Raw genomic sequence first — 22,390 nt, 5'->3', positions numbered from 1 at the left:
GGGCCGTCATGAGCCGTATGTGTACAAAAGCAGGCCCCGAAGTTTGACACTCTGGACAGCGACACGTCTCCTGAGGGCACACACCCTCGCACCACCTCCCAGCAGAGGCAGGCAGTGATGACCGTGAAGATCCTGATCGTCACCGGCGACGCGGCGGAATCCCTCGAGGTCCTGTACCCGTACCAGCGACTGCGCGAGGAGGGGTACGAGGTCCACATCGCCGCCCCTGCCCGCAAGCAGCTCCGCTTCGTCGTCCACGACTTCGAGCCGGGCTTCGACACGTACACCGAGAAGCCGGGCTACACCTGGCCGGCGGACCTGGCCTTCTCCGAGGTCGAACCCAGCGGGTACGCCGCCGTGGTGATCCCGGGCGGCCGGGCTCCCGAGTACCTCCGTAACGACGCCGAGCTGCGCAAGATCCTGAAGTCCTTCTTCGATGCCGACAAGCCGGTGGCCCAGATCTGTCACGGCCCCCTGCTGACGGCCGCGGTCGGCGGCCTGGACGGCCGCCATGTCACCGCCTACCCCGCCCTGGAACTCGACATGCAGGCCGCGGGCGCCACCTTCCAGGACACCGAGGCCGTGGTCGACGGCACCCTGGTCTCCTCCCGCGCCTGGCCCGACCACCCGGTCTGGATGCGCGAGTTCCTCAAGGTCCTCCGCGCCACGTCCCCCGCCGGCTGACCCCGGCCGGCCGCGCCCGCCCGGGGCGCTCCGCCGGGGCCGGTCGCGCCCGCGCGGCCGGCCCCCCGGGACGACCCGCACGGCGACCGCGTCATCAACCCGCCCGCCCGCCCGGCCGGTGCGGGTGGGCGTCCCCGCCCGGTACGCCCGCGCGCCCGCCCGGCCACCCCGCCGACCGTGGTGCCGTCCGACGGCCCGGACCGTCCGGGCGGTCCCGGTCACGCCACCAGCTCCTCCGCGACCGCCACCGCCTCCGCCAGCGTGTCCACGACCGGCACGCCGACCACCTCCAGGCTGGCCCGGCTGTGCGACCCACCGGTGTAGAGCACCGCCTTCGCCCCCACGTGCGCCGCCGCCACCGCGTCGTCCGCCGCGTCCCCGATCACCACGATCCGCTCCGGCGGCACGCCCTCCAGCGCCACCAGGTGCCGGACCATGTGCTCCGCCTTGCCGGTCGTGGAGGCGCCGGTCCGCCCGTCCACCCGGACGAACCGCTCCGCTATGCCGTGCCGCCGCACGATCGGCAGCAACAGCTCGTGCGGGGCCAGCGACAGCAGCGACTGCGTCAGCCCGGCGTCCTGGCGCGCCGCCAGCAGTTCGGCGGCGCCCTCCGCCAGTCCGCACACCTCGGCCCGCACCCAGTAGTGGCGGTGGAAGGCCTCGTCCATCACCAGCCACTCCGCCTCGGTCGGCAACCGGCCCATCAACTGCTCGTAGAAGAGGGGGACCGGCACCCGGTACAGCTCCCTGTACCGCGCGAGCGTGATCGGCTCCAGTCCTATCTCCTCGAACGCGGCGTTCGTCGCCCCGATCACCGCGTCGATGTCGTCGAGCAGTGTGCCGTTCCAGTCCCACACCAGGTGTGTGCCGCGCTTCCCCATGTCAAGAAGGTACCGGCAGCCTCCGACAACGGACCCCGCCGTCCACAGCCGGCCGGATCAGCCGACCGGCGCCTCGGCCGACCGGCGCCCCGGCCGACCGGCGCATCAGCCGATCAGCGCGGGGATCTCCTGCACGCCGAACCACAGCAGTTCGTGGTCCTCCGCCCCGTCCACCACGAACTGCGCGTCGTCGTCCCCGTGGTCCGCCGCGCCCAGCGCCTCGGCCGCGGCGGACACGTCGGCCTCGGCGTCGTCCGCGTCCGCGTGCACCGCCGCCGCCTTCGTGAGCGCCACCGCCCGCGCGATCCGCACCTCGCCCACCGACGAGGGGTCCAGCGGCCCGTCGGGATCGGCGACCGCGGCCCCGTCGGGCACGTCGACGGCCACGACCACCCGGCGCCGCGCCACGGACGGATCGGCGGCCAGCATCCGCAGCGACGCCGCCGCCGCCCGGCTGAGCGCCGCGTACTCCAGCTCCTCGATGTCGTCCGACACGTACCACTCGCGCAGTCCGGGCGTCACGGCGTACGCGGTCAGCGGGCCGGGGCCCAGCTCGCCCGCCTTGTGCGCCTGTGCGAGACCGGGGAGGGTCAGGGGGACGTAGACGCGCATGGCAGGCCGCTTTCCGTAGTCGGGAGACGCCCTCAGGATACGTGCGGAGTCCCCCTTCAGGGCCGGTGGGCGGCGGGCCGTCCCGTCCACCCGGTGCAGCGCGTCATCCCTCCGACCGCGGTGCTCAGGCCCCCGTCGTCACTCTGATAGGTGATCGACCGACGAATCCGGCCGCCGCCCGGGCGCTGATTGCGGGCCCTCTCCCGACCCCCGTAGAAGATCACCAACGCAAGTTACCGCCCGGTAGACAACCGGGTCCCAGGCACGGGGGCGATCATCATGAGCACCACCGCAACGAGGACGACGTCCGGCCCGGCCCGCCGCCGGAGCCGCCGCGGCCCGGGCTCGGTCCGGCCCGGTTCACCCCGCCCGGCCGCGAGCCCCACCGCGGCCCGCACCACCGCCACGACCCGCACGCCCCCGGCCGGCGCCGCCCCGGCCGAGGCCCCGCCGGACCGCGCCTTCCCGGCCGGCACCACCCGGGCCCGTGCCACCGCCACCACCCGCACGACCCCGACCGGCGCCGCCCCGGGCCGCACCGCCGCCGGCCCGCCGGCCCGGGGGCCGCTCCCGCCGCACGTCCTCTTCGCCGAACGGCTGCTCGCCGTCCTCAGCGGTGAGCGTCCCGTCCACTGGATGCTCGGCCAGACCGTCGGCGAGGCGTACGACCAGCTGATCCGGCTCGCGCCCACCACGCCCCTGCGCGCCCGGGGCGCACGTCCCGTGATCCGCCGCTGCGGCGGCTTCCCGCTGCGCCCGGGCGTGGTGGAGGCGTTCGCGAGCATCGCGGCGGGCGAGCAGGTCCGCGCGATGGCGTTCCGCCTGGAACAGGGCACCGACCGCAAATGGCGCTGCGCCGCCGTGGAGCTCGGTGGGGAGCGCTCCTGACCTGAGGACGCCGAAGGCCGGGCGCGCGACTCGCGTCACGCACCCGGCCCGGCACCGGTACCGCCCCGCCCTACGGCGAGGGGTCACTTCTTGCGGCGACGCCCGCCCTTCTGGGCCTTGCGGCGCTCCGCCCGCGTCATCCCGTCCGCCTCGGACCGGGACGACCCGTCACCGTTGTCGAAGTCGCCCTCGATGACACCGCCCTCGCCGTCCACGGTGGGCGCGGAGAAGTGCAGCCGGTCCGGCCGCTGCGGCGCGTCCAGGCCCTTGGCCCGGATCTCCGGACGGGCGGCGCCCGCCTGTGCCGGAACGGCGTCCTCCTTGGCGAGGGACGGCCTGGCGGCCGCGTCCTGCACCGGGACCTCCTCGACCTGCTGCTCGACCTGGACCTCCAGGTTGAACAGGTAGCCGACGGACTCCTCCTTGATGCCCTCCATCATGGCGGTGAACATGTCGAAGCCCTCGCGCTGGTACTCGACCAGCGGGTCCTTCTGCGCCATCGCGCGCAGGCCGATGCCCTCCTGGAGGTAGTCCATCTCGTAGAGGTGCTCACGCCACTTGCGGTCCAGCACGGACAGGACCACGCGCCGCTCCAGCTCGCGCATGATGTCGGAGCCGAGCTGCTTCTCGCGCGCGTCGTACTGCTCGTGGATGTCCTCCTTGACGGACTCCGCGATGAACTCGGCGGTGATACCGGCCCGGTCGCCGGCCGCCTCCTCGAGCTCCTCGATGGTGACCTTGCACGGGTAGAGCTGCTTGAACGCGCCCCACAGCCGCTCCAGGTCCCACTCCTCGGCGAAGCCCTCGACGGTCTCGGCCTCGATGTAGGCGTCGATCGTGTCGTCCATGAAGTGGCGGATCTGCTCGTGCAGGTCCTCGCCCTCCAGGACGCGGCGGCGCTCGCCGTAGATGACCTCGCGCTGCCGGTTGAGCACCTCGTCGTACTTCAGGACGTTCTTACGCGTCTCGAAGTTCTGCTGCTCGACCTGCGACTGCGCGGACGCGATCGCGCGCGTGACCATCTTGTTCTCGATCGGTACGTCGTCGGGCACGTTGGCCATCGACATCACGCGCTCGACCATCTGCGCCTTGAACAGCCGCATCAGGTCGTCGCCCAGCGACAGGTAGAAGCGGGACTCGCCGGGGTCGCCCTGACGGCCGGAACGACCGCGCAGCTGGTTGTCGATACGGCGGGACTCGTGCCGCTCGGTGCCCAGGACGTACAGTCCGCCGAGCTCCTTGACCTCCTCGGACTCGGCCTTGACGGCGAGTTCGGCCTTCTCCAGGGCGGCGGGCAGCGCGGCCACCCACTCCTCCGCGTGCTCGACCGGGTCGAGGCCCCGCTGGCGCAGCTCGGCCTCGGCGAGGTCGTCCGGGTTGCCGCCGAGCTTGATGTCGGTACCGCGGCCGGCCATGTTGGTGGCGACGGTGACGGCGCCCTTGCGGCCCGCCTGGGCGACGATCGACGCCTCACGGTCGTGCTGCTTGGCGTTGAGCACCTCGTGCTGGATGCCGCGCTTGGACAGCTGCTGCGAGAGGTACTCGGACTTCTCGACCGACGTCGTACCGACGAGGATCGGCTGGCCCTTCTTGTGCTTCTCCTCGATGTCGTCGACGACCGCGGCGAACTTCGCGACCTCGGTGCGGTAGATCAGGTCCGACTGGTCCTTGCGGACCATCGGCCGGTTCGTCGGGATCGGGACGACGCCCAGCTTGTAGATCTGGTGGAACTCGGCGGCCTCGGTCATGGCCGTACCGGTCATGCCGGAGAGCTTGTCGTAGAGGCGGAAGAAGTTCTGGAGGGTGATCGTGGCGAGGGTCTGGTTCTCGTCCTTGATGTCCACCCCCTCCTTCGCCTCGATCGCCTGGTGCATGCCCTCGTTGTAGCGGCGGCCGGCGAGGATACGGCCGGTGTGCTCGTCGACGATCATGACTTCGCCGTCGATGACGACGTAGTCCTTGTCCTTCTTGAACAGTTCCTTGGCCTTGATGGCGTTGTTCAGGTACCCGACGAGGGGGGTGTTCACCGACTCGTAGAGGTTGTCGATGCCCAGCCAGTCCTCGACCTTGGCGACGCCGGACTCGTGGATGGCGACGGTGCGCTTCTTCTCGTCGACCTCGTAGTCGCCGGTCTCCTCGATGCCCTTGAGGGGGTTGCCGGGCTCGCCCTTCGTGAGGCGGGTGACCAGCTTGGCGAAGTCGCCGTACCACTTGGTGGCCTGGTCGGCCGGGCCGGAGATGATCAGCGGCGTACGGGCCTCGTCGACCAGGATGGAGTCGACCTCGTCGACACAGGCGAAGTTGTGGCCGCGCTGGACCAGCTCGTCCTTGGACCACGCCATGTTGTCGCGCAGGTAGTCGAAGCCGAACTCGTTGTTCGTGCCGTACGTGATGTCGCAGTTGTACATCTCGCGGCGCTGCGCGGGCGACATGTTCGCCAGGATGCAGCCGACCGTCAGGCCGAGGAACTTGTGGACCCGGCCCATCATCTCGGAGTCGCGCTCGGCCAGGTAGTCGTTGACCGTGATCAGGTGCACGCCCTTGCCGGACAGCGCGTTGAGGTAGGCCGGGAGCGTACCGACGAGGGTCTTGCCCTCACCGGTCTTCATCTCGGCGACGTAACCGAGGTGCAGCGCGGCGCCACCCATCAGCTGGACGTCGTAGTGGCGCTGGCCGAGCACGCGCTTCGCGGCCTCGCGGACCGTCGCGAACGCTTCGGGCATCAGGTCGTCGAGGCTCTCACCGTCGGCGTACCGCTGCTTGTACTCCTCGGTGAGCGCCCGCAACTCGGCGTCGGAGAGGTTGACGAAGTCCTCTTCGATGGAGTTGACCTGGTCCGCGATGCGGTGCAGTTTGCGCAGGATCTTGCCTTCGCCTGCACGCATGAGCTTGTTGAAGACGGACACTGAGGTTGGTCTCCTTGCCGGTCGGGCCTGGCACTAGGTCTTGTCATGGACACTGGCACGGGCACGGCAGGTGGGCCCCACCGCAACGGCCATCGTAAGCGAGGACGCCACCGCGCCGGGAGGTCCGCGCTCACCTGGGCCGACTGCCGTGCCGACATGCCGCCCGCAAGAAGAACGCGCGGGACGTACCGAAGGTGCCGCTGAACCCGAAAAGTGTTCGCCCCGCCCCTGCCCACCGCAGGAGAATCCGGACATGGAGCCCGTCACCCTCACCACAGAGCGCCTGCGTCTGACCCCCTTCACGCCCGCCGACACCGACGAGGTGCTCGCCGCCTGCCAGGACCCCGCGATCCAGCGCTGGATACCGGTCCCGACCCCGTACCAGCGGCAGCACGCGGAGGATTTCGTCGGCCGCCAGGTCCCCGGGGGCTGGCGCGACGACACGGAGTACGCCTTCTCCGTACGCCCCAGGGAGGGCGGCCCCCTGCTGGCCTCCATCGGCATCCACCACCCGCGCTCCGGCTGCTGGGAGGTCGGCTACTACACGGTCGCGGACCACCGGGGCCACGGGTACGCCGCCGAGGCGGTGGTGGCCCTGGCCCGCTGGGCCTTCACCGACCTCGGCTGCGCCCGGCTGGAGTGGCGCGCCCAGGTCGGCAACCCGGCCTCCCGCGCGGTCGCCGAGAAGGCCGGGTTCACCGTGGAGGGCGTCCTGCGCGCGGGCATGGAGCACCGGGGGACCGTCCGCGACTGCTGGGTCGGCTCCCTGCTCCCGTCCGACCTGGGACTGGCGTCCCGGCTGCCCTACCTGCCGGCCCGGCCGGACCCGGCCTGACTGTCAGTGCCGCGGTCTATCGTGCCGAGCATGACGACCGCGCGGATCACGACGCCCCTGCCGCCCCCCATCGCCGAACTCTCCGCCGACGAGGCCCGTCGTATCGCCCTGCGCGCCCAGGGCTTCCTCGGCGCGCCCGACCGCCGCGCGGGGGTGCGCGGCGTGCTGCGCCGGCTCGGCGCCGTCCAGCTGGACACGATCTCGGTGCTCGCCCGCTCCCACGAGCTGATCCCGTACGCCCGGCTGGGCGCCGTCGGCCGCACGGCCGTGGAGGCCGCGTACTGGACGACCGCCGCCGCGGGCGCGTCCTCCTCCGCGGGCGGGTCCCTGTCCGGGGGCGGGTCCTCTTCCGCGGGCGAGGCGTCTCGCGCACGACCCCACGCCTTCGAGTACTGGTCGCACGCGGCGTGCGTCCTGCCCGTCGAGGAGTGGCCGCACTTCGCCTTCCGCCGCCGCGCCTACCGTTCGCGTCCGCAGTGGTACCAAGACCTCCCGGACGGCGCCTATGACGCGGTGATCAAACAGCTGCGCGCCGAGGGTCCGCTGACGGCGACGGAGCTCGGCGGCGCCAAGAACGGCGGGGAGTGGTGGGACTGGTCCGAGTCGAAGGTCGCCGTCGAGCGGGCGCTGATGTACGGCGAGGTGGTGTGCACCGACCGGCGCGGCTGGAAGCGGGTGTACGACCTGGCCGAGCGCGCCATTCCGGCCGACCTGCTGCACGACGAGCTGGACGACACGGAGTGCCTGCGGAGGCTGGTCCGGCTGGCGGGGCAGGCGCTGGGGGTGGGCACGCGCGCGGACATCGCCGACTACCACCGGCTGAAGGGCGAGCAGTTCGACGCCGTGGTCGCCGACTCGGGGCTGGTGCCGGTGCGGGTGCAGGGCTGGGACAAGCCGGCCTGGGCGGATCCGGAGGCCCTGGCGAGTGCGGCGCGCGGCCGCCACCGCACGACCCTGCTGTCGCCGTTCGACTCGTTGATCTGGGAGCGCGCCCGGACGGAGCGGATCTTCGGCTTCACGCACCGCCTGGAGGCATACGTCCCCAAGCAGAAGCGGATACACGGCTACTTCGCCATGCCGCTGCTCGCCGGCGGGAAGCTGATGGGCCGGGTGGATCCGGCCCGCGAGGGCAGCACCCTGGTGGCCAAGCAGGTCTCGCTGGTGTCGCCGAAGGCCGTCGCCCCCATGGCGCAGGCGCTGCGCGAGGCAGCCGAGTGGGTGGGCTGCGATGCCGTACGGATCGAGCGCGTCGACCGTCCCGAGCTCGGGCCCGTGCTGTCGTCCGCCCTGGCCCGTCTCGGCTGAGCCGCGCCGGCGGGCCTCACCTGATCTCGAGGATCTTCTCCCGCATCGCGTAGACGACCGCTTCCATCCTGGAGTGCAGCTGGAGCTTCTCCAGGATGTTGCGGACGTGGTTCTTCACCGTGTTCTCGGAGATGAAGAGCTCCTTGGCGATGTCCCGGTTGTTCATCCCGGTGGCGACCAGCTTCAGGACCTCCAGCTCCCGGTCGGTCAGCCGGGGCGCCGGGACGAGCCGGCGCTCGTCGGTGCGCTGGATCATCGACTTGAACTCGGTGAGCAGCTTCGACGCCATGGACGGGCTGATCTGGGACTGCCCGTCGGCGACGGCCCGGATGGCGGTGGCCACCTCGTCGGTGGAGATCTCCTTGAGGAGGTAGCCGGTCGCGCCCGCCTTGATCGCGTCGTAGAGGTCCGCCTCCTCGTCGCTGATCGTCAGCATGATGATCTTCGCGCTGGGGGCCACCTCCTTGATGGAGGTGCACGCCTCGATACCGCCGCGTTTGGGCATCCGGACATCCATCAGCACGATGTCGGGCAGCAGGTCGGCGGCCTTGTCGACGGCTTCCGCGCCGTCGCCCGCCTCGCCGACCACCTGGATGTCCTCCTCCTGGGCGAGGACGATCTCCAGACCCCTGCGGAAGAGCGCGTGGTCGTCCACCACCAGGACCCTGATGGGCTCCTTGCGGGACGCGCCGCCCTCGGTGTCGCTGCCGGCACCGCTTCCGAACCCCGCTCCGCCCACCGGGGCGCCGGAGCCGCCCGGGTGGTGCACCGGGCCGAAGCTGTCCGCCATCGTTCCTCCCCCTGCAGGCCTGCCTGACGTTCCTCAGCGGTACGCCAACCCCGGCCTTCGGAGCAGCGGTTGGCGTGCCCCGTCATGATTTCATGCCCGGACGGTGAAGAGGTGATCCTCTGGTCGCACGGTGGTGCCCCTGGGGGCGCACACAGCGCTCCAGGGGCACCACCCGGGGTGCTTCAGCGGTCGTCAACCACCGAGCGCGCCCCCCGCGCCGCCTGCCTCGGACCCGGCGAGCGGGTCGCTCTCCAGGTGGATGACGCCGTAGTCGTAGGCGTGCCGCCGGTAGACGACGCTCGGCTGCTTCGTCTCGGAGTCGACGAACAGGTAGAAGTCGTGCCCCACCAGCTCCATCTCGTAGAGAGCCTGGTCGAGGGACATGGGCGCGGCCGTGTGGGTCTTCTCGCGCACCACCAGGGGGCCTTCGCCGCGTACTTCGAGCGGGCCCATCCGCGTCGTGGGGACGGTCTCACGCTCCTCCACCGCCACGGAGCCGTTGCCGTTCAGGTGGGCCACGCCGGGCACGGCGTCGGCGACCTCGGCTGCCGAGAGTCGGCCGCTGCCACGGCGGGTGTGACGCTTGTCGTGCTGCTTGCGCAGCCGGGCCTCGAGCTTGCCCGTCGCGAGGTCAAGGGCTGCGTAGGGGTCGCCTGCCGCTGCCTCCGCCCGGATCACCGGTCCCCGGGAGTGGAGGGTGATTTCCACACGGTCGGACCGGTCCGCCTGCCGCGGGTTGTGTTCCTTGGACACCTCGACGTCGAGGCTGATCACCTTGGCGTCGAGCTTCTGGATCTTCTCCAGCTTCAGCTTCTCGGCCACGTGCTTTCGGAACCGCTCGGGCACCTCGGTTTTGCGGCCTTTGACGACGATGTCCACGCAGAACTCCGTTCCCGGATCGCTTCACCGGCCCACCGGCCGGCGAGCATCTCCCTTTTGCACCAGACCCCGGTGACCACCGGAGCCTCGGACTTGGCGACTCGACCTCCTCCTCCCCCGTCGGCAAGATCCCCACCCCACCACCTGATGTCCTACCGTGCCCGGAATCCAGCCGGAAACACACAGCAGTGCATTCGGTGAAGCGCGGCTTTCGCCATTCCTCACACCCGAACATAGCTCGCTGGAGCGGATGTCGGCACCCGCTGTCCGCACGAACCTCCGATCAGGTGTTTTCGCTTCCTCAGTACGTTCAACGTTGCGCGTTCCCCGTCAGTTCCGGTTTATTTCGAAGGAGAGCGGAGGTGCCGCGACCACCGCGGCGCTCACCCGTACGGGTCCCCCGATTCGCGGCTCGGAACCGGCGCGCAGCGCCCTCGCCGCCTCGGCCAGCGAAGCGCCCGTCGTCATGAGATCGTCGACCAGGACGGGCCTTCCGCCCGCCAGCAGGCGCGCGCCGCCGGGCACCACCTCCAGCGCGCCCGCGAGGTTCTCCTGCCGTTCCCGCGCGCTCAGCCCGGACTGGTCGGCCACCGGGCGCCGCTGCCGGAGCACGGGCAGCGCCCGCGCCGCCGTCCCCCGCCGCCGCAGCTCCCCCGCCGCCGCCCGGGCGACCCGCCGCGTGGCGTCGTGCCCACGTGCCCGCACCACGCGCCGCGCGGAGGGGACGGGCACCAGGAGCAGCGGCAGGCCGCCCGAGCCGGCAGAGGCCGCCACAGAGGCCCTCACGGCCCCGGCAAGCGCGACCCCCAGGGGCCGGGCGAGCCCCAGCGCCCCGCGCTCCTTGTGCCCGAGCAGCACCGCCCGCACCGCGTCCGCGTACGGCGCCGCGGCACACACCACCGGCAGCCCCGCCGGCTCGGGCACCGGCCGCACCCGCCGGCCGGCGGCCCCGGCCAGCGCCCGTCCGCACGCGTCGCACAACGTCGTACGCGGCCGCCCGCAGCCCCCGCAGGCCACCGGCAGCACCAAACCGGTCATCTCCCGCCACCACCAGCGCATGGCCCACTGTCCCAAGCCGCCGCCCGGCCCTCCACCCCTGTGGACAACCCGCCCCGCCCGCCCCGCCCGCCCCGCCCGGGCCCTGTCGCGTCGGCCGCTGCGACCGGTGTCAGCCGGGGTAGACGGGGAACGTGCCCTTCTCGACCATGGGCTGCCAGTTCGCGCCCGCGTAGAGCCGCACGATGCCGTCGTCGGCGGAGGCCGCGACCAGCGGCGCGCGCTCGTTGTTCGACGCCGCGACCACCTTCACCTGGTTCAGCCCCGGAATCGCGGCGGCCGAGGTCGAGCCGTCCGTCTGGATGTACCGCACCTGCTGCACGCCGCCTGCCAGCTTGCCCAGCACCACCAGCCGGCTCTGCCCCGCCCAGGAGACCGACGTCACGGACTCCATCCGGGGGGCGATCGCCTGCGGGTCCACGACCTGCACCGTCTGCTTGGCGCCGGTCCCCCGCCGCTCGACCCGCCCGATGTGCAGGGTCGTCCGGTCGCCCTCCTTGAGCAGCAGCGCCATGCGCACGCCGTCCTCGGACACCCTCAGCGCCTCGATGCGCATCCCGTCGGCGAGCCAGGGAGCCGCCACCTGCACGGGCTCCTCGGCCCCGTCGGGCAGGAACAGCAGCCGGGGGTTCGCCGGGTCGCGGTCGGCGACCCACAGGCCGCCGCGGCCGTCCCAGCTGGGGGCGGACAGCCGGTCGGCGGGATTCGCCCCCTTGCTGCGCACCACCGGCGGCGGGAGCTCCCCCGCCCCGTCGGAGACCACGGAGGCCACCCGCAGGAGCTGGTCGTCGTCCGACACCACCGCCGCGCGACGCTCGTCCCGGTCGACCGCCACCTTGGAGGCCCTCACCGACCCGTTCCCGAACGGGCCCGGCACGGGCGACGGCTTGCCGACGTTCTCCGCCCCGGATTCCAGCTTCGACACCCGGCCGGACGCGGCGATGAAATACGAGTTCGCCGCCCGGATGCCGCCCGACGGATCGGGCCGGTAGTTCTCCTTCTGGCTCTCCCCCATCAAGCACAGCGTGCCGCCGTCCGCACGCTGCAACTCGACCTGCTCCACCCTCGTGGAGGCCAAATCGCCCAGCGTGAACAGCAATTGGGCGGCCATCCGCCGACAGGTGCCGAAACCTATGTTGTCGGCCTTTTCATTCAGGGGCACCTTCAGCTTGTTCTGGTCGTCCGGCGTCAGCGAGGTGACGCCGTCCTTCAGGGCCACGCCGGTGGGGAAACTGGAATCCACCGCCGGCTCCAGCCAGTTCGTCGGCCCTTCGAGCAGCGCCTTGACGGTCTGCGCCACCGGGTCCATCCGCGTCACCGGATCCTGCCGCTGCCGGATGTACACCGGGTCGGCCACCACCCAGTGCCGCCCTGACGCGAAGTAGTACTTGTTGACCGCCCGGTAATTGCGCTGGAAGTCCGACTCCCCGAGCAACAGCCCCGGCGGCAGGTTGTCGATGCGCCACTCCTTGCCCTTGCCGTCCGGACCGGGCGCCCGCACCAGCTGGATCGCCCCGGAGTACGTCGTCGTCCGTACCGGCCGGTAGGCGTGGCGGCCGTCCACCGTCGCCACCTTGGCGCCGTGCAGGGAGTAGACGCGGCGGTCCTCCGCCTCCCGGATGCCGCTCCGCTCCGGCCGGCTGACCGGCGCGGCCATCAGCACGGTGGTGCCCTCCTCGGGCTTCCACTCCCGGGCCGCCCTCTTGGTCAGGTACGTCCGGGCCGTGGCGAAGCCGGGGTCGTCACCGGTCATCGCCTCCAGGAACCCGTTGACGATCTCGTCCGGCTCCGCGTTCTCCCGCGGTGTCACCGGATACACCCGCACCTGCGAATCCCCCGGGTTGGACGCCTTCACCTGGGAGACGTCCCCCGAATCGGGCATCGAACCGCAACCGGCCAGCAGCACCCCGCACGCGGCCAGCACCGCTGCCCGCACCGTGCGTCCCCGGCCGTGACGACGCTCAGCGCCCACGACTCGTCCCCTCCCGCTTCACGTCCTGCGTCGCGGGCGAGCCGTCCTCGCCCGCCCGCTCCCCGGCCCCGCGCGACACCACCCGCGAACCGCTGCCCGGCAGCGCCGTCGGATCGGCGGCCACCTGCGCCGCCTGCCGCGGCGGGAGCGCCGTACGCGGCGGCGCGGGCAGCCCCGCGCGCGCCGAGCCGCCCGCCTGGCCGGGCACCATCGGCAGCCGCCCGGCGCCCTGGGACGCGTCATCGGCGGCCGCGCGCTCCCGGTTGCGCCGCGAGTCCTCCGGCTCCAGCGGTATCGGCGACCCCCGCAAGGGCTCGTCCGCCGTACGCGGGAGCGTCAGCCGGAACTGCGAACCGCCTCCCGGCTCGCCCCAGGCCTGCAACCACCCGCCGTGCAGCCGCGCGTCCTCCACGGCGATCGACAGCCCCAGCCCCGTACCACCGGTGGTACGCGCCCGCGCCGGGTCCGCCCGCCAGAAGCGGTTGAACACCCGCGTCGCCTCGCCCGGCTTCAGACCGACCCCGTAGTCGCGCACCGCGACGGCCACCGCACCGCCCGCGGCGGCCATCCGCACCACCACGTCCCGGCCCTCGCCGTGCTCCACCGCGTTGACCACCAGGTTCCGCAGCACCCGCTCGACGCGCCGCGCGTCCGCCTCCGCGACCACCGGCTGCTCGTCCCCCACCACGAGGATCCGGCCGCCCTTGCGCTCGGCCAGCGGCTCGGCCCCGCCGATCACCCGGCGCACGACCTCCCGCAGGTCTATCGGCTCCGCCTCCAGCGCCGCCGCGCCCGCGTCGAAACGGCTGATCTCCAGCAGGTCCGCCAGCAGCGACTCGAACCGGTCCAGCTGGTCCCCCAGCAGCTCCGCGGACCGCGCCGTCACCGGGTCGAAGTCCTCCCGCGCCTCATATATGACATCGGCCGCCATCCGTACCGTGGTCAGCGGCGTACGCAGCTCGTGCGAGACGTCCGACACGAACCGCCGCTGCATCCTCGACAGCTCCTCCAGCTGCTGGATCTTGAGCTGGAGGTTCTGCGCCATCTTGTTGAAGGCCTCACCGAGACGCGCGATGTCGTCCTCACCGGTGACCTTCATCCGTTCCTGGAGCCGGCCCGCCGACAGCCGCTCGGCGATCCCGGCGGCCATCCGCACCGGTGTGACGACCTGCCGCACCACCAGCCAGGCGATCGCGCCCAGCAGCACCACCACGAACAGCCCGGCCGTCGCCAGGGTCGTCTTCACCAGGGCGAGGGAGTCCTCCTCCTGCGTCAGCGGGAAGAGGTAGTACAGCTCGTAGGAGTTGCCGTCGATGTCGTTGAGACGCTTGCCGATCACCAGTCCGGCCTCGGACGGCTTGCCGTCCGAGTAGTTGATCCGGGTGTACGTCTGGAACGCCCCCGGCCCCTGCGCGACCGACTCCCGCAGCTGATCCGGGATGCTCCGCGCCGGCTCCACACCGCCGGAGGCCCGCGCGCCCCTGCTGGGCGCCGTGCCCTCCGTGTCGGAGCTGAGCGCCACCACGTTGAACGCGCCCTGGCCGCCGCTCGCCAGCTGCACGACCAGATCGGACCGCCAGTTCAGCGACGCCCCCGCCGTCCCGCCGTCCGGCCCGCCCGGTCCCGGCTGCTCGTCGGCCTGGCCCTGGGCCGCCGAGAAGCCGCCCGACGCCTGGCTCTGGGCGGCCCGCTCCTTGGCGTCCAGCAGACCGTTGCGCATCTGGCCGATCACGACGAACCCGAGCAGCAGCACCACTCCGAGGGACATCAGCAGCGTGCCGGCGACCACCCGCAGCTGGATGTTCCGCCGCCACAGCCGCAGCGCGGGCAGCACCGGCCGGCGCACCCAGCGCGCCAGGAGCCGGAACACCGGTCCACCCGGCGCCCCGTCCTGGAGGAGACGGCCCGGCCGCCAGGACTGACGGCCCGGCCCGGCAGCCCGCCCCGCACGGACTCCCGGGTTCCCGGGCTTCGGAGCAGCGCTGCCGCGGGACATGTCAGCTCGGTCCGGCCTTGTAGCCGACGCCACGCACGGTGACGACGATCTCCGGCCGCTCCGGGTCCTTCTCGACCTTGGAGCGGAGCCGCTGCACATGGACGTTCACCAGCCGCGTGTCCGCGGCGTGGCGGTAGCCCCACACCTGCTCCAGCAGCACCTCACGGGTGAACACCTGCCACGGCTTGCGGGCCAGCGCGACCAGCAGGTCGAACTCCAGCGGGGTCAGGGCGATGGACTGCCCGTCCCGCTTCACCGAGTGGCCGGCCACGTCGATGACCAGGTCACCGATGGTCAGCTGCTCCGGCGCGGGCTCCTCCGACCTGCGGAGCCGTGCCCGGATGCGGGCGACCAGCTCCTTCGGCTTGAACGGCTTGACGATGTAGTCGTCGGCGCCGGACTCCAGCCCGACCACCACATCGACGGTGTCGCTCTTGGCCGTGAGCATCACGATCGGCACACCGGACTCGGCCCGGATGAGCCGGCACACCTCGATGCCGTCCCTGCCGGGCAGCATGAGGTCCAGCAGCACCAGGTCCGGCTTGGCCTCCCGGAAAGCGGCAAGCGCCTTGTCGCCGTCCGCTACGAACGACGGCTCGAAACCTTCACCACGCAGCACAATCCCGAGCATCTCGGCCAGTGCGGTGTCGTCGTCGACGACTAGGACGCGTCCCTTCATAATCGACATCATCCCATTAGCTAATCGTTACCTGGCGTGACCTGGCACACAGCTCGGCAATTCCTGCCCCGGTGACCGGGGACAACACTCCCAGTTCGGTGACGAGCGCCGTCACCAGTTCCGGGGGCGTGACATCGAACGCGGGGTTGTACGCCTGGGTCCCCAGCGGCGCCACCGGCAGACCGCCGCCCACTCCAGGTCCCATCCCCGAGGCCACCACCTGAGGCGCCGCCGTGAGCTCCGTCACCTCGTGCCCGGCACGCTGCTCCACCTCGATGGACGCCCCGTCCGGCGTCCGCGGATCGATCGTCGTGGTGGGCGCCACCACGATGAACGGCACATGGTGGTACCTGGCCAGCACCGCGAGCGGATAGCTGCCGACCTTGTTCGCCACCGAACCGTCGGCGGCGATCCGGTCCGCCCCGATCAGGACGGCGTCCACCTCCCCGGCCGCGAACAGCGAACCCGCCGCGTTGTCGGTGAGCAGCGTGTACGGCATGCCGTTGCGGGCCGCCTCGTACGCCGTCAGCCGCGCCCCCTGCAACAGCGGCCGGGTCTCGTCCACCCAGAGCCGGCGGAGCCTGCCCGCCCGGTGCGCCTCCAGCGCGACGGCGAACGCGGTCCCCTCGCCGCCCGAGACCAGCGCCCCGGTGTTGCAGTGCGTCAGTATCCGGTGGCCACCGCCGGGCAGCAGCTCGTCCAGCAGCCCCAGCCCGTGCCCCGCCATCAGCGCACTGGCGTCGGCGTCCTCCCGGTGCAGCTCCCTGGCCTCCGCCAGCGCCGCCCGGGCCGCCCCTTCCCTGCCCTCACCCTTCTCCAGGGCCACGCGGTACGCCCCCGCCGCCCGCCGCACGCCGTACGCCAGGTTCACCGCGGTGGGCCGCGCCCCCGCCAGCAGGCCCGCCGCCTCGTCCACGTCGTAGCCCCGCACGGCGGCCAGCGCCACACCATAGGCACCGGCGATGCCCAGCAGCGGCGCCCCGCGCACGGCGAGCGTCTGGATCGCCCGGACCAGCGCCGGCACATCCGTACAGACCAGCTCGACCTCCTCCGCCGGCAGCCGCGTCTGGTCGAGGAGCACCACCACGGGCCCTTCCGGCGGCTCCTCCCAGCGAAGAGAGGGCAGCATGGACGATTCGGAGCCGACGGGAGTTTGTGCGTACTGATCAGCCATCCGCCCAGTCTGCCCGCTGAAGCACGGACAAAGAAGGTGCCCAGGAGATCCGGCCCCAGGCCCGGCCACCGATGGCGCGTGGCACCATGGCTGCCAACCCGCCGCCCCACCGAGCGGCCCGGCACCGTGACCGGGCCGGCTCGACGGGTAGGCACCGCGACGAACGCACGAGGTGGACGACCGTGAACGACACTCCGGGCTGGGCCTCGCCCGGATCCTCGCCCTCCGACGGCCAGGGCGCCGACGTCCCACGGCCCGCCGAGCCCACCGACGCCCCCGGCGCGCCCTCCAAGTGGTCCGCGAACCAGCCGCCGGCCGCCCAGTGGTCCCCGCCGACCGCCCCCGGCCCCGTCCCGCCGGCCGGCCCGGCGCCCGGATGGAACGGCGACCGGTACCAGGACGGCTGGGGCCGGCCACCGGTCGCCAAGCCGGGGGTCATCCCGCTGCGCCCCCTCGGCGTGGGCGAAATCCTCGACGGCGCGGTCTCCACCTTGCGCGCCCATTGGCGGACCGTCCTGGGCATCACGCTCACCGTCTCGGTCATCACGCAGATCGGCGACATCCTCTTCCAGCGCTACCTCGTGCCGGCGCCCCCGCGGCTCAGCGCCGACCCGACCCCGGAAGAGGCCCTGCAGCAGTCGGTGGCGTCCCTGAAGAGCAGCCTCATCTCCCTGGGCCCCACCACGCTCATCACCCTCATCGGCACGTTCGTCACGACCGCCCTGCTGACCATCGTGATCAGCCGCGCCGTGCTGGGCCGCCCGGTGACGCTCTCCGACGCCTGGCGCGAGGCCCGCCCCAGGCTCCCCCAGCTCCTCGGCCTGACCCTCCTGCTGCCGGCGCTGAGCGCCGCCGTCATGGCGATCGGCCTGCTCCCGGGCCTGCTCCTCGACGACTCCCCGGCGGACGTACTGCTGACCGCACTCGGCGGCATCGCCGCCCTCGTCGTGATCGTCTGGCTCCTCGTCCGGTTCAGCCTCTCCTACTCGGCGTTGATGCTGGAACGGCAGGGTGTGTTCGCCTCCCTGAAGCGCTCCGCCAAGCTGGTCCAGGGCGCCTGGTGGCGGATCTTCGGCATCCTGACCCTGACCATGCTGTTGATGTTCATCATCTCGATGATCATCGCGATCCCCTTCACCATCATCGCGTTCGCGGTGGACGGCGACGGGCTCGGCGGCCTGCTCACCGGTACGGCGCCGGAGTTCGGCTGGGCCTTTCTGATCATCACCGGGATCGGAGCGATCATCGCCGCCTCCATCACCTATCCGATCTCCTCGGGCGTCTCGGTCCTCCTCTACGTCGACCAGCGCATCCGGCGTGAGGCCCTCGACCTCGAGCTGGCCCGCGCCGCCGGCGTACCGGGATACGGCTCCTCCTCGCCCGGCGACACCCCCTCCAGGAGCTGATGCGGTGCCGAACACGGGGGGCGTGACCACGGCGCGGCCGACGGTCCGCGCCGGCGACGACGTACCGCTGGACACTCCCCGCGTCCCCGCCCGGGAGGCGGCGGAGCGGGAACTGTCCGACCCCGCGTACCACGAGAACGACCCGAACCTGCTCCAGCGCGCGCTCGACGCCTTCTGGGACTGGGTCGGCAGGCTGTTCGACTCCGCCTCGACAGCCACGCCCGGAGGCGTTCTCGGCTTCGTCGCGATCACCCTCGTCGTCCTGGCCCTCGTGGGCGCGTTGTGGTGGCGTCTCGGTACCCCGCAGCGGAACCCCGCCACCTCGGACTCCCTCTTCACCGACCGCGTCCGCAGCGCGGCCGACCACCGCGCCGCCGCCGAGGACCACGCCACGGCCGGGCGCTGGAATGAGGCCGTCCAGGAACGGATGCGAGCCCTTGTGCGCTCCCTGGAGGAACGCACCGTGCTCGAACCGCGCCCCGGCCGCACGGCCGACGAGGCCGCAGCCGAGGCCGGCGGCCGCCTTCCCGCCCACGCCGACGAGCTCCGCTCCGCCGCCCGCGCGTTCGACGACGTCACATACGGTGGCCGCACCGCCGACCAGCGCGCGTACCAGCGCCTCAAGGATGTGGACACCGCCCTCGAACGCGCCGAACCGCACCTCGCCGACACTCCCCGGGGAGCGGCCGGATGACCACCACCTCCACCGCGTCCCCCACCTCCACCTCCCCCACCAGCCGGCAGATCTGGACCCGGACGAGGGGCCTGCTGCTCGCTCTGGCCGTCCTCGTCGCGGCCGGCATCGTCATGGCCCTCGTGCGCTCCGACGCCCGCCACGGACACCTCGACCCCCGCTCCGCCGATCCCCGGGGCAGCCGCGCCGTCGCCGAGCTCCTGGAACAACGCGGTGTCACCACCCAGGTGGTCACCACCCTCGCCGAGGCCACCGCGGCGTCCGGCCCCGGCACCACACTCCTCGTCACCACCCCCGATCTTCTGACGGGCCGCCAGCAGAGGAGCCTCCGCAGCGATATGACCGCCACGAGCGGTCGTACCGTGCTGCTCTCCGCCGGAGAAGCCTCCACCGGCACCCTGGCACCGGGAGTGAGCACAGAGACCTCCGCCCCCGTGTCCGCACGCACCCCCCGGTGCTCCCTGCCCGCCGCCGACCGGGCCGGAGACGTCGACCTCGGCGGCGAGCGCTACACGACCGAACTCCCCGGCAGCGACGCCTGTTACCCCAGCGACGGCCGGGCCACGCTCCTGCGGATCAACGGCCCCGCCGGAGGCGACACCGTCCTCCTCGGCTCCCCCGACATCCTCTACAACGAGCGCCTGGACAAGCGGGGCAACGCCTCGCTCGCACTCCAGCTCCTGGGCTCCCGGCCTCATCTCGTCTGGTACCTCCCCTCCCTCGACGATCCCTCCGCCACACCCAGCAGCGGTGACGGTGACGACCGGCAGGACACCGGCGAACGCGGGTTCCTCGAACTGATCCCCGCCGGCTGGCTGTGGGGCACCCTCCAACTCGCGGTCGCCGCAGCGCTGGCCGCCATCTGGCGCGCCCGCCGCCTCGGTCCCCTCGTCACCGAACAGCTCCCCGTCACCATCCGTGCCTCCGAAACCACCGAGGGCCGCGCCCGCCTCTACCGCCGGACGAACGCCCGCGACCGCGCTGCCACCGTCCTCCGCACGGCGACGCGCACCCGGCTCGCCCCGCTCCTGGGCGTCCCGCCCATGGAAGCCCACTCCCCAGACGCCCTGCTCCCCGCGATCTCGGCACGGATCACGGCCCGGGACGGGGACCTCCAAGACCTCCTCTTCGGACGACCCCCTACCGACGACGCCGCGCTCACTCTTCTCGCAGACCAACTCGACGCCCTCGAAAGAGAGGTACGTACCTCATGAGTGCCCCGACCCCCCAGCACGCTGAGACCTCGGACAGCGCCCGCTCCTCCCTGGAGGCCCTGCGCACCGAGATCGCGAAGGCCGTGGTCGGGCAGGACCCCGCTGTCACCGGGCTCGTCGTCGCCCTGCTCTGCCGGGGTCACGTCCTCCTCGAGGGCGTGCCGGGTGTCGCCAAAACCCTGCTCGTGCGCGCGCTCGCCGCCTCGCTCGAACTGGACACCAAGCGCGTCCAGTTCACCCCCGACCTCATGCCTGGCGACATCACCGGTTCCCTGGTCTACGACGCACGGTCCGCCGAATTCTCCTTCCAGCCCGGCCCCGTGTTCACCAACCTGCTGCTGGCCGACGAGATCAACCGCACACCCCCCAAGACCCAGTCGTCGCTCCTGGAAGCGATGGAAGAGCGCCAGGTCACGGTCGACGGCACGCCTCGCCCGCTTCCCGAGCCCTTCCTCGTCGCCGCCACTCAGAACCCCGTCGAGTACGAGGGCACCTATCCGCTGCCCGAGGCCCAACTGGACCGCTTCCTGCTCAAGCTGACGGTCCCGCTGCCCAATCGCCAGGACGAGATCGACGTCCTGACCCGCCATGCCCAAGGCTTCGACCCCCGGGACCTCAAGGCCGCCGGAGTACGCCCCGTCGCAGGCCCGTCCGATCTCGAAGCCGCCCGCGCCGCCGTCGCGAAGACCGCGGTCTCCACCGACATCGCCGGCTACGTCGTCGATATCTGCCGCGCCACCCGTGAGTCCCCCTCACTCAGCCTCGGCGTCTCCCCCCGAGGAGCCACCGCACTTCTCTCCACCGCCCGCGCCTGGGCCTGGCTCACCGGCCGCGACTACGTCATCCCCGACGACGTCAAAGCGCTGGCCCTGCCGACCCTCCGCCACCGCGTCCAACTGCGCCCCGAGGCAGAGATGGAAGGAGTCACCCCCGACTCCGTCATCACCGCGATCCTCGCCCACGTCCCCGTCCCCCGCTGAGGCCGCGGACCCATGGCCCTCACCGGACGAAGCGCACTCCTCGCCGCCATCGGCGCCCTGCCCGTCGGCATCTTCGCCCCCAGTTGGACGGGGATGCTCGCCGTCAACGCGCCCCTTTCACTCGCAATTCTGTGCGACTACGCACTCGCCGCGCCAGTACGGACCCTGCGGTTCACCCGAAGTGGTGATACAAGCGTTCGACTGGGTGACGGCGTCGAGGTCCATCTCACCGTTGCCAATCCGTCCCGCCGCCGTCTGCGCGCCCGACTTCGTGACGCCTGGCCGCCCAGCAGCTGGCCGGCCGGCACTGAGCAGGCCGCGTCACGACACGCGCTGACGGTCCCCGCCGGTGAGCGACGACGCGTCACCACGGTGCTGCGCCCGACTCGGCGCGGTGACCGGCACGCCGCGCGGGTCACCGTCCGTTCCTACGGCCCACTCGGCCTGGCCGCCCGCCAGGGCAACCACCAGGTCCCCTGGACGGTCCGCGTGTTGCCGCCCTTCACCAGCCGCAAACACCTGCCGTCCAAGCTGGCCCGCCTCCGCGAGCTGGACGGCCGCACCAGTGTCCTCATCCGCGGTCAGGGCACGGAGTTCGACAGCCTGCGGGAATACGTCCCCGGCGACGACACCCGCTCCATCGACTGGCGTGCGACCGCCCGCCACACCACTGTCGCCGTCCGTACATGGCGTCCCGAACGCGACCGGCACATCCTCGTAGTCCTCGACACCGGCCGCACGTCCGCGGGCCGGGTCGGCGACGCGCCCCGTCTCGACGCCTCCATGGACGCCGCACTCCTGCTCACCGCGCTCGCCTCCCGAGCCGGCGACCGCGTGGACCTCCTGGCCTTCGACCGACGCATCCGTGTCCGGGTCCAGGGCCGCTCGGCCAAGGACCTTCTCCCCGCCGTCGTGAACGCCCTGGCTCCGCTCGAACCCGAGCTGGTGGAAACCGATGCCCGCGGCCTCAGCTCGGCAGCCCTGGCGAACGCCCCCAGGGGTTCCCTGATCGTTCTCCTGACAACCCTGGAAGCCGCCCCCATCGAAGACGGTCTGCTTCCCGTGCTTCCTCAGCTCACCCAGCGCCATACGGTCCTGCTGGCCTCCGTCTCGGACCCCCACACGGATTCGATGACGAAGGGCCGCGGCACCGTCGATTCCGTCTACGAAGCCGCCGCGGGCACCCAGGCCCAGGCTCAGCGTCGCCGTACCGCGGAACAACTCCAACGTCTTGGAGTCACCGTCGTGGACGCCACTCCGGGCAACCTCGCGCCGGCCCTTGCCGACGCATATCTGGCCCTGAAGGCAGCGGGCCGCCTCTGACCGGGGGCCGCGTGCGCCGGGCAGGCCGGTCCGGAGGCCGGATCGGTCGCACAGACCCTGAAACGCAGAAAAGCCCCGCACCATAAGGTGCGGGGCTTCCCCACAATAATTGTTCG

The 22,390-nt window shown here is 72.1% G+C and carries 19 protein-coding genes; 9 read left to right on the top strand and 10 right to left on the bottom strand.

Features of this window, described 5'->3' with window-relative positions; translation table 11 throughout:
* Nucleotides 1-117: 117 nt before the first annotated feature.
* A complete protein-coding gene (locus IE109_RS30225; RefSeq protein WP_189554550.1) occupies nt 118-684 on the top strand; it encodes a DJ-1/PfpI family protein in 567 nt (188 codons plus the stop codon).
* Between the two features lie 218 nt (nt 685-902).
* Here IE109_RS30225 and IE109_RS30220 read toward each other — a convergent pair whose 3' ends face one another.
* On the bottom strand, nt 903-1,565 hold the full coding sequence (locus IE109_RS30220) for an HAD family hydrolase (RefSeq protein WP_189554549.1): 663 nt from the start codon (nt 1,563-1,565) through the stop codon (nt 903-905).
* A gap of 105 nt (nt 1,566-1,670) precedes the next feature.
* Nucleotides 1,671-2,177: a DUF6912 family protein gene (locus IE109_RS30215; RefSeq protein ID WP_189554548.1), complete on the bottom strand. Its 507-nt coding sequence runs from the start codon at nt 2,175-2,177 to the stop codon at nt 1,671-1,673.
* 279 nt (nt 2,178-2,456) lie between these two features.
* Here IE109_RS30215 and IE109_RS33470 point away from each other — a divergent pair, with 279 nt between their 5' ends.
* Nucleotides 2,457-3,065, top strand: a complete 609-nt coding sequence (locus IE109_RS33470; protein WP_229891732.1) for an Rv3235 family protein — start codon at nt 2,457-2,459, stop codon at nt 3,063-3,065.
* Nucleotides 3,066-3,148: 83 nt separating this feature from the next.
* On the opposite strand, the gene secA is transcribed toward IE109_RS33470, so the two are convergent.
* On the bottom strand, nt 3,149-5,971 hold the full coding sequence (gene secA, locus IE109_RS30205) for a preprotein translocase subunit SecA (RefSeq protein ID WP_189554547.1): 2,823 nt from the start codon (nt 5,969-5,971) through the stop codon (nt 3,149-3,151).
* Between the two features lie 253 nt (nt 5,972-6,224).
* Between secA and IE109_RS30200 the strand changes: the two genes are divergently transcribed.
* Nucleotides 6,225-6,806, top strand: coding sequence for a GNAT family N-acetyltransferase (locus IE109_RS30200; RefSeq protein ID WP_189554546.1), 582 nt, complete (start codon nt 6,225-6,227; stop codon nt 6,804-6,806).
* A gap of 30 nt (nt 6,807-6,836) precedes the next feature.
* Nucleotides 6,837-8,111 (top strand): winged helix-turn-helix domain-containing protein, encoded by a 1,275-nt coding sequence (locus tag IE109_RS30195; protein WP_189554545.1) that lies wholly within the window; start codon nt 6,837-6,839, stop codon nt 8,109-8,111.
* A gap of 16 nt (nt 8,112-8,127) precedes the next feature.
* Here the strand turns inward: IE109_RS30195 and IE109_RS30190 are convergent, their stop codons facing one another.
* From IE109_RS30190 to mtnA, 7 genes are all read right to left on the bottom strand, one after another.
* A complete protein-coding gene (locus IE109_RS30190) occupies nt 8,128-8,901 on the bottom strand; it encodes a response regulator (protein ID WP_189554544.1) in 774 nt (257 codons plus the stop codon).
* Nucleotides 8,902-9,093: 192 nt separating this feature from the next.
* Nucleotides 9,094-9,780 carry a ribosome hibernation-promoting factor, HPF/YfiA family gene (gene hpf / locus IE109_RS30185; protein WP_189554543.1) on the bottom strand — a complete coding sequence of 229 codons (687 nt, stop codon included), beginning with the start codon at nt 9,778-9,780 and terminating at the stop codon, nt 9,094-9,096.
* A 330-nt stretch (nt 9,781-10,110) separates the two neighbouring features.
* Nucleotides 10,111-10,839, bottom strand: coding sequence for a ComF family protein (locus tag IE109_RS30180; RefSeq protein ID WP_189554574.1), 729 nt, complete (start codon nt 10,837-10,839; stop codon nt 10,111-10,113).
* 109 nt (nt 10,840-10,948) lie between these two features.
* Nucleotides 10,949-12,808: an LpqB family beta-propeller domain-containing protein gene (locus tag IE109_RS30175; protein ID WP_229891729.1), complete on the bottom strand. Its 1,860-nt coding sequence runs from the start codon at nt 12,806-12,808 to the stop codon at nt 10,949-10,951.
* Nucleotides 12,798-14,804 carry an MtrAB system histidine kinase MtrB gene (gene mtrB, locus IE109_RS30170; RefSeq protein ID WP_189554542.1) on the bottom strand — a complete coding sequence of 669 codons (2,007 nt, stop codon included), beginning with the start codon at nt 14,802-14,804 and terminating at the stop codon, nt 12,798-12,800. Before mtrB ends, IE109_RS30175 begins: the two co-directional genes overlap by 11 nt.
* Before the next feature lies 1 nt (nt 14,805).
* Nucleotides 14,806-15,495 carry a two-component system response regulator MtrA gene (mtrA, locus tag IE109_RS30165; RefSeq protein ID WP_187740742.1) on the bottom strand — a complete coding sequence of 230 codons (690 nt, stop codon included), beginning with the start codon at nt 15,493-15,495 and terminating at the stop codon, nt 14,806-14,808.
* 4 nt (nt 15,496-15,499) lie between these two features.
* Complete coding sequence (gene mtnA / locus IE109_RS30160; RefSeq protein ID WP_189554541.1) at nt 15,500-16,657, bottom strand: S-methyl-5-thioribose-1-phosphate isomerase; 1,158 nt, start codon at nt 16,655-16,657, stop codon at nt 15,500-15,502.
* Nucleotides 16,658-16,839: 182 nt separating this feature from the next.
* Here mtnA and IE109_RS30155 point away from each other — a divergent pair, with 182 nt between their 5' ends.
* Genes IE109_RS30155 through IE109_RS30135 form a run of 5 tightly spaced genes read left to right on the top strand, consistent with a single transcriptional unit; the run spans nt 16,840 to nt 22,274 of the window.
* Nucleotides 16,840-18,063, top strand: coding sequence for a DUF7847 domain-containing protein (locus IE109_RS30155; RefSeq protein WP_189554540.1), 1,224 nt, complete (start codon nt 16,840-16,842; stop codon nt 18,061-18,063).
* Between the two features lie 4 nt (nt 18,064-18,067).
* Nucleotides 18,068-18,757 carry a DUF4129 domain-containing protein gene (locus IE109_RS30150; protein ID WP_189554539.1) on the top strand — a complete coding sequence of 230 codons (690 nt, stop codon included), beginning with the start codon at nt 18,068-18,070 and terminating at the stop codon, nt 18,755-18,757.
* Entirely contained in the window at nt 18,754-19,971 is a 1,218-nt protein-coding gene (locus IE109_RS30145; RefSeq protein WP_189554538.1) for a DUF4350 domain-containing protein, read from the top strand. Before IE109_RS30150 ends, IE109_RS30145 begins: the two co-directional genes overlap by 4 nt.
* Nucleotides 19,968-20,951, top strand: coding sequence for an AAA family ATPase (locus IE109_RS30140; protein ID WP_189554537.1), 984 nt, complete (start codon nt 19,968-19,970; stop codon nt 20,949-20,951). The genes IE109_RS30145 and IE109_RS30140 overlap by 4 nt, the downstream gene beginning before the upstream one ends.
* Nucleotides 20,952-20,963: 12 nt before the next feature.
* Nucleotides 20,964-22,274: a DUF58 domain-containing protein gene (locus IE109_RS30135; RefSeq protein WP_189554536.1), complete on the top strand. Its 1,311-nt coding sequence runs from the start codon at nt 20,964-20,966 to the stop codon at nt 22,272-22,274.
* Nucleotides 22,275-22,390: the final 116 nt, after the last annotated feature.

Source organism: Streptomyces lavendofoliae (assembly GCF_014649735.1).
Classification (GTDB): Bacteria; Actinomycetota; Actinomycetes; order Streptomycetales; family Streptomycetaceae; genus Streptomyces; species Streptomyces lavendofoliae.
The sequence above is the reverse complement of the archived record's forward strand: the minus strand, read 5'-3'. Positions and strand labels throughout refer to the sequence as shown.

Bases quoted from the DNA above. Each gene is read 5' to 3' on its own strand.
- IE109_RS30225 (WP_189554550.1), top strand. From the start codon at position 118: ATGACCGTGAAGATCCTGATCGTCACCGGCGACGCGGCGGAATCCCTC.
- IE109_RS30220 (WP_189554549.1), bottom strand. From the start codon at position 1,565: ATGGGGAAGCGCGGCACACACCTGGTGTGGGACTGGAACGGCACACTG.
- IE109_RS30215 (WP_189554548.1), bottom strand. From the start codon at position 2,177: ATGCGCGTCTACGTCCCCCTGACCCTCCCCGGTCTCGCACAGGCGCAC.
- IE109_RS33470 (WP_229891732.1), top strand. From the start codon at position 2,457: ATGAGCACCACCGCAACGAGGACGACGTCCGGCCCGGCCCGCCGCCGG.
- IE109_RS30200 (WP_189554546.1), top strand. From the start codon at position 6,225: ATGGAGCCCGTCACCCTCACCACAGAGCGCCTGCGTCTGACCCCCTTC.
- IE109_RS30195 (WP_189554545.1), top strand. From the start codon at position 6,837: ATGACGACCGCGCGGATCACGACGCCCCTGCCGCCCCCCATCGCCGAA.
- IE109_RS30190 (WP_189554544.1), bottom strand. From the start codon at position 8,901: ATGGCGGACAGCTTCGGCCCGGTGCACCACCCGGGCGGCTCCGGCGCC.
- IE109_RS30180 (WP_189554574.1), bottom strand. From the start codon at position 10,839: ATGCGCTGGTGGTGGCGGGAGATGACCGGTTTGGTGCTGCCGGTGGCC.
- mtrB (WP_189554542.1), bottom strand. From the start codon at position 14,804: ATGTCCCGCGGCAGCGCTGCTCCGAAGCCCGGGAACCCGGGAGTCCGT.
- mtrA (WP_187740742.1), bottom strand. From the start codon at position 15,495: ATGATGTCGATTATGAAGGGACGCGTCCTAGTCGTCGACGACGACACC.
- mtnA (WP_189554541.1), bottom strand. From the start codon at position 16,657: ATGGCTGATCAGTACGCACAAACTCCCGTCGGCTCCGAATCGTCCATG.
- IE109_RS30145 (WP_189554538.1), top strand. From the start codon at position 18,754: ATGACCACCACCTCCACCGCGTCCCCCACCTCCACCTCCCCCACCAGC.
- IE109_RS30140 (WP_189554537.1), top strand. From the start codon at position 19,968: ATGAGTGCCCCGACCCCCCAGCACGCTGAGACCTCGGACAGCGCCCGC.
- IE109_RS30135 (WP_189554536.1), top strand. From the start codon at position 20,964: ATGGCCCTCACCGGACGAAGCGCACTCCTCGCCGCCATCGGCGCCCTG.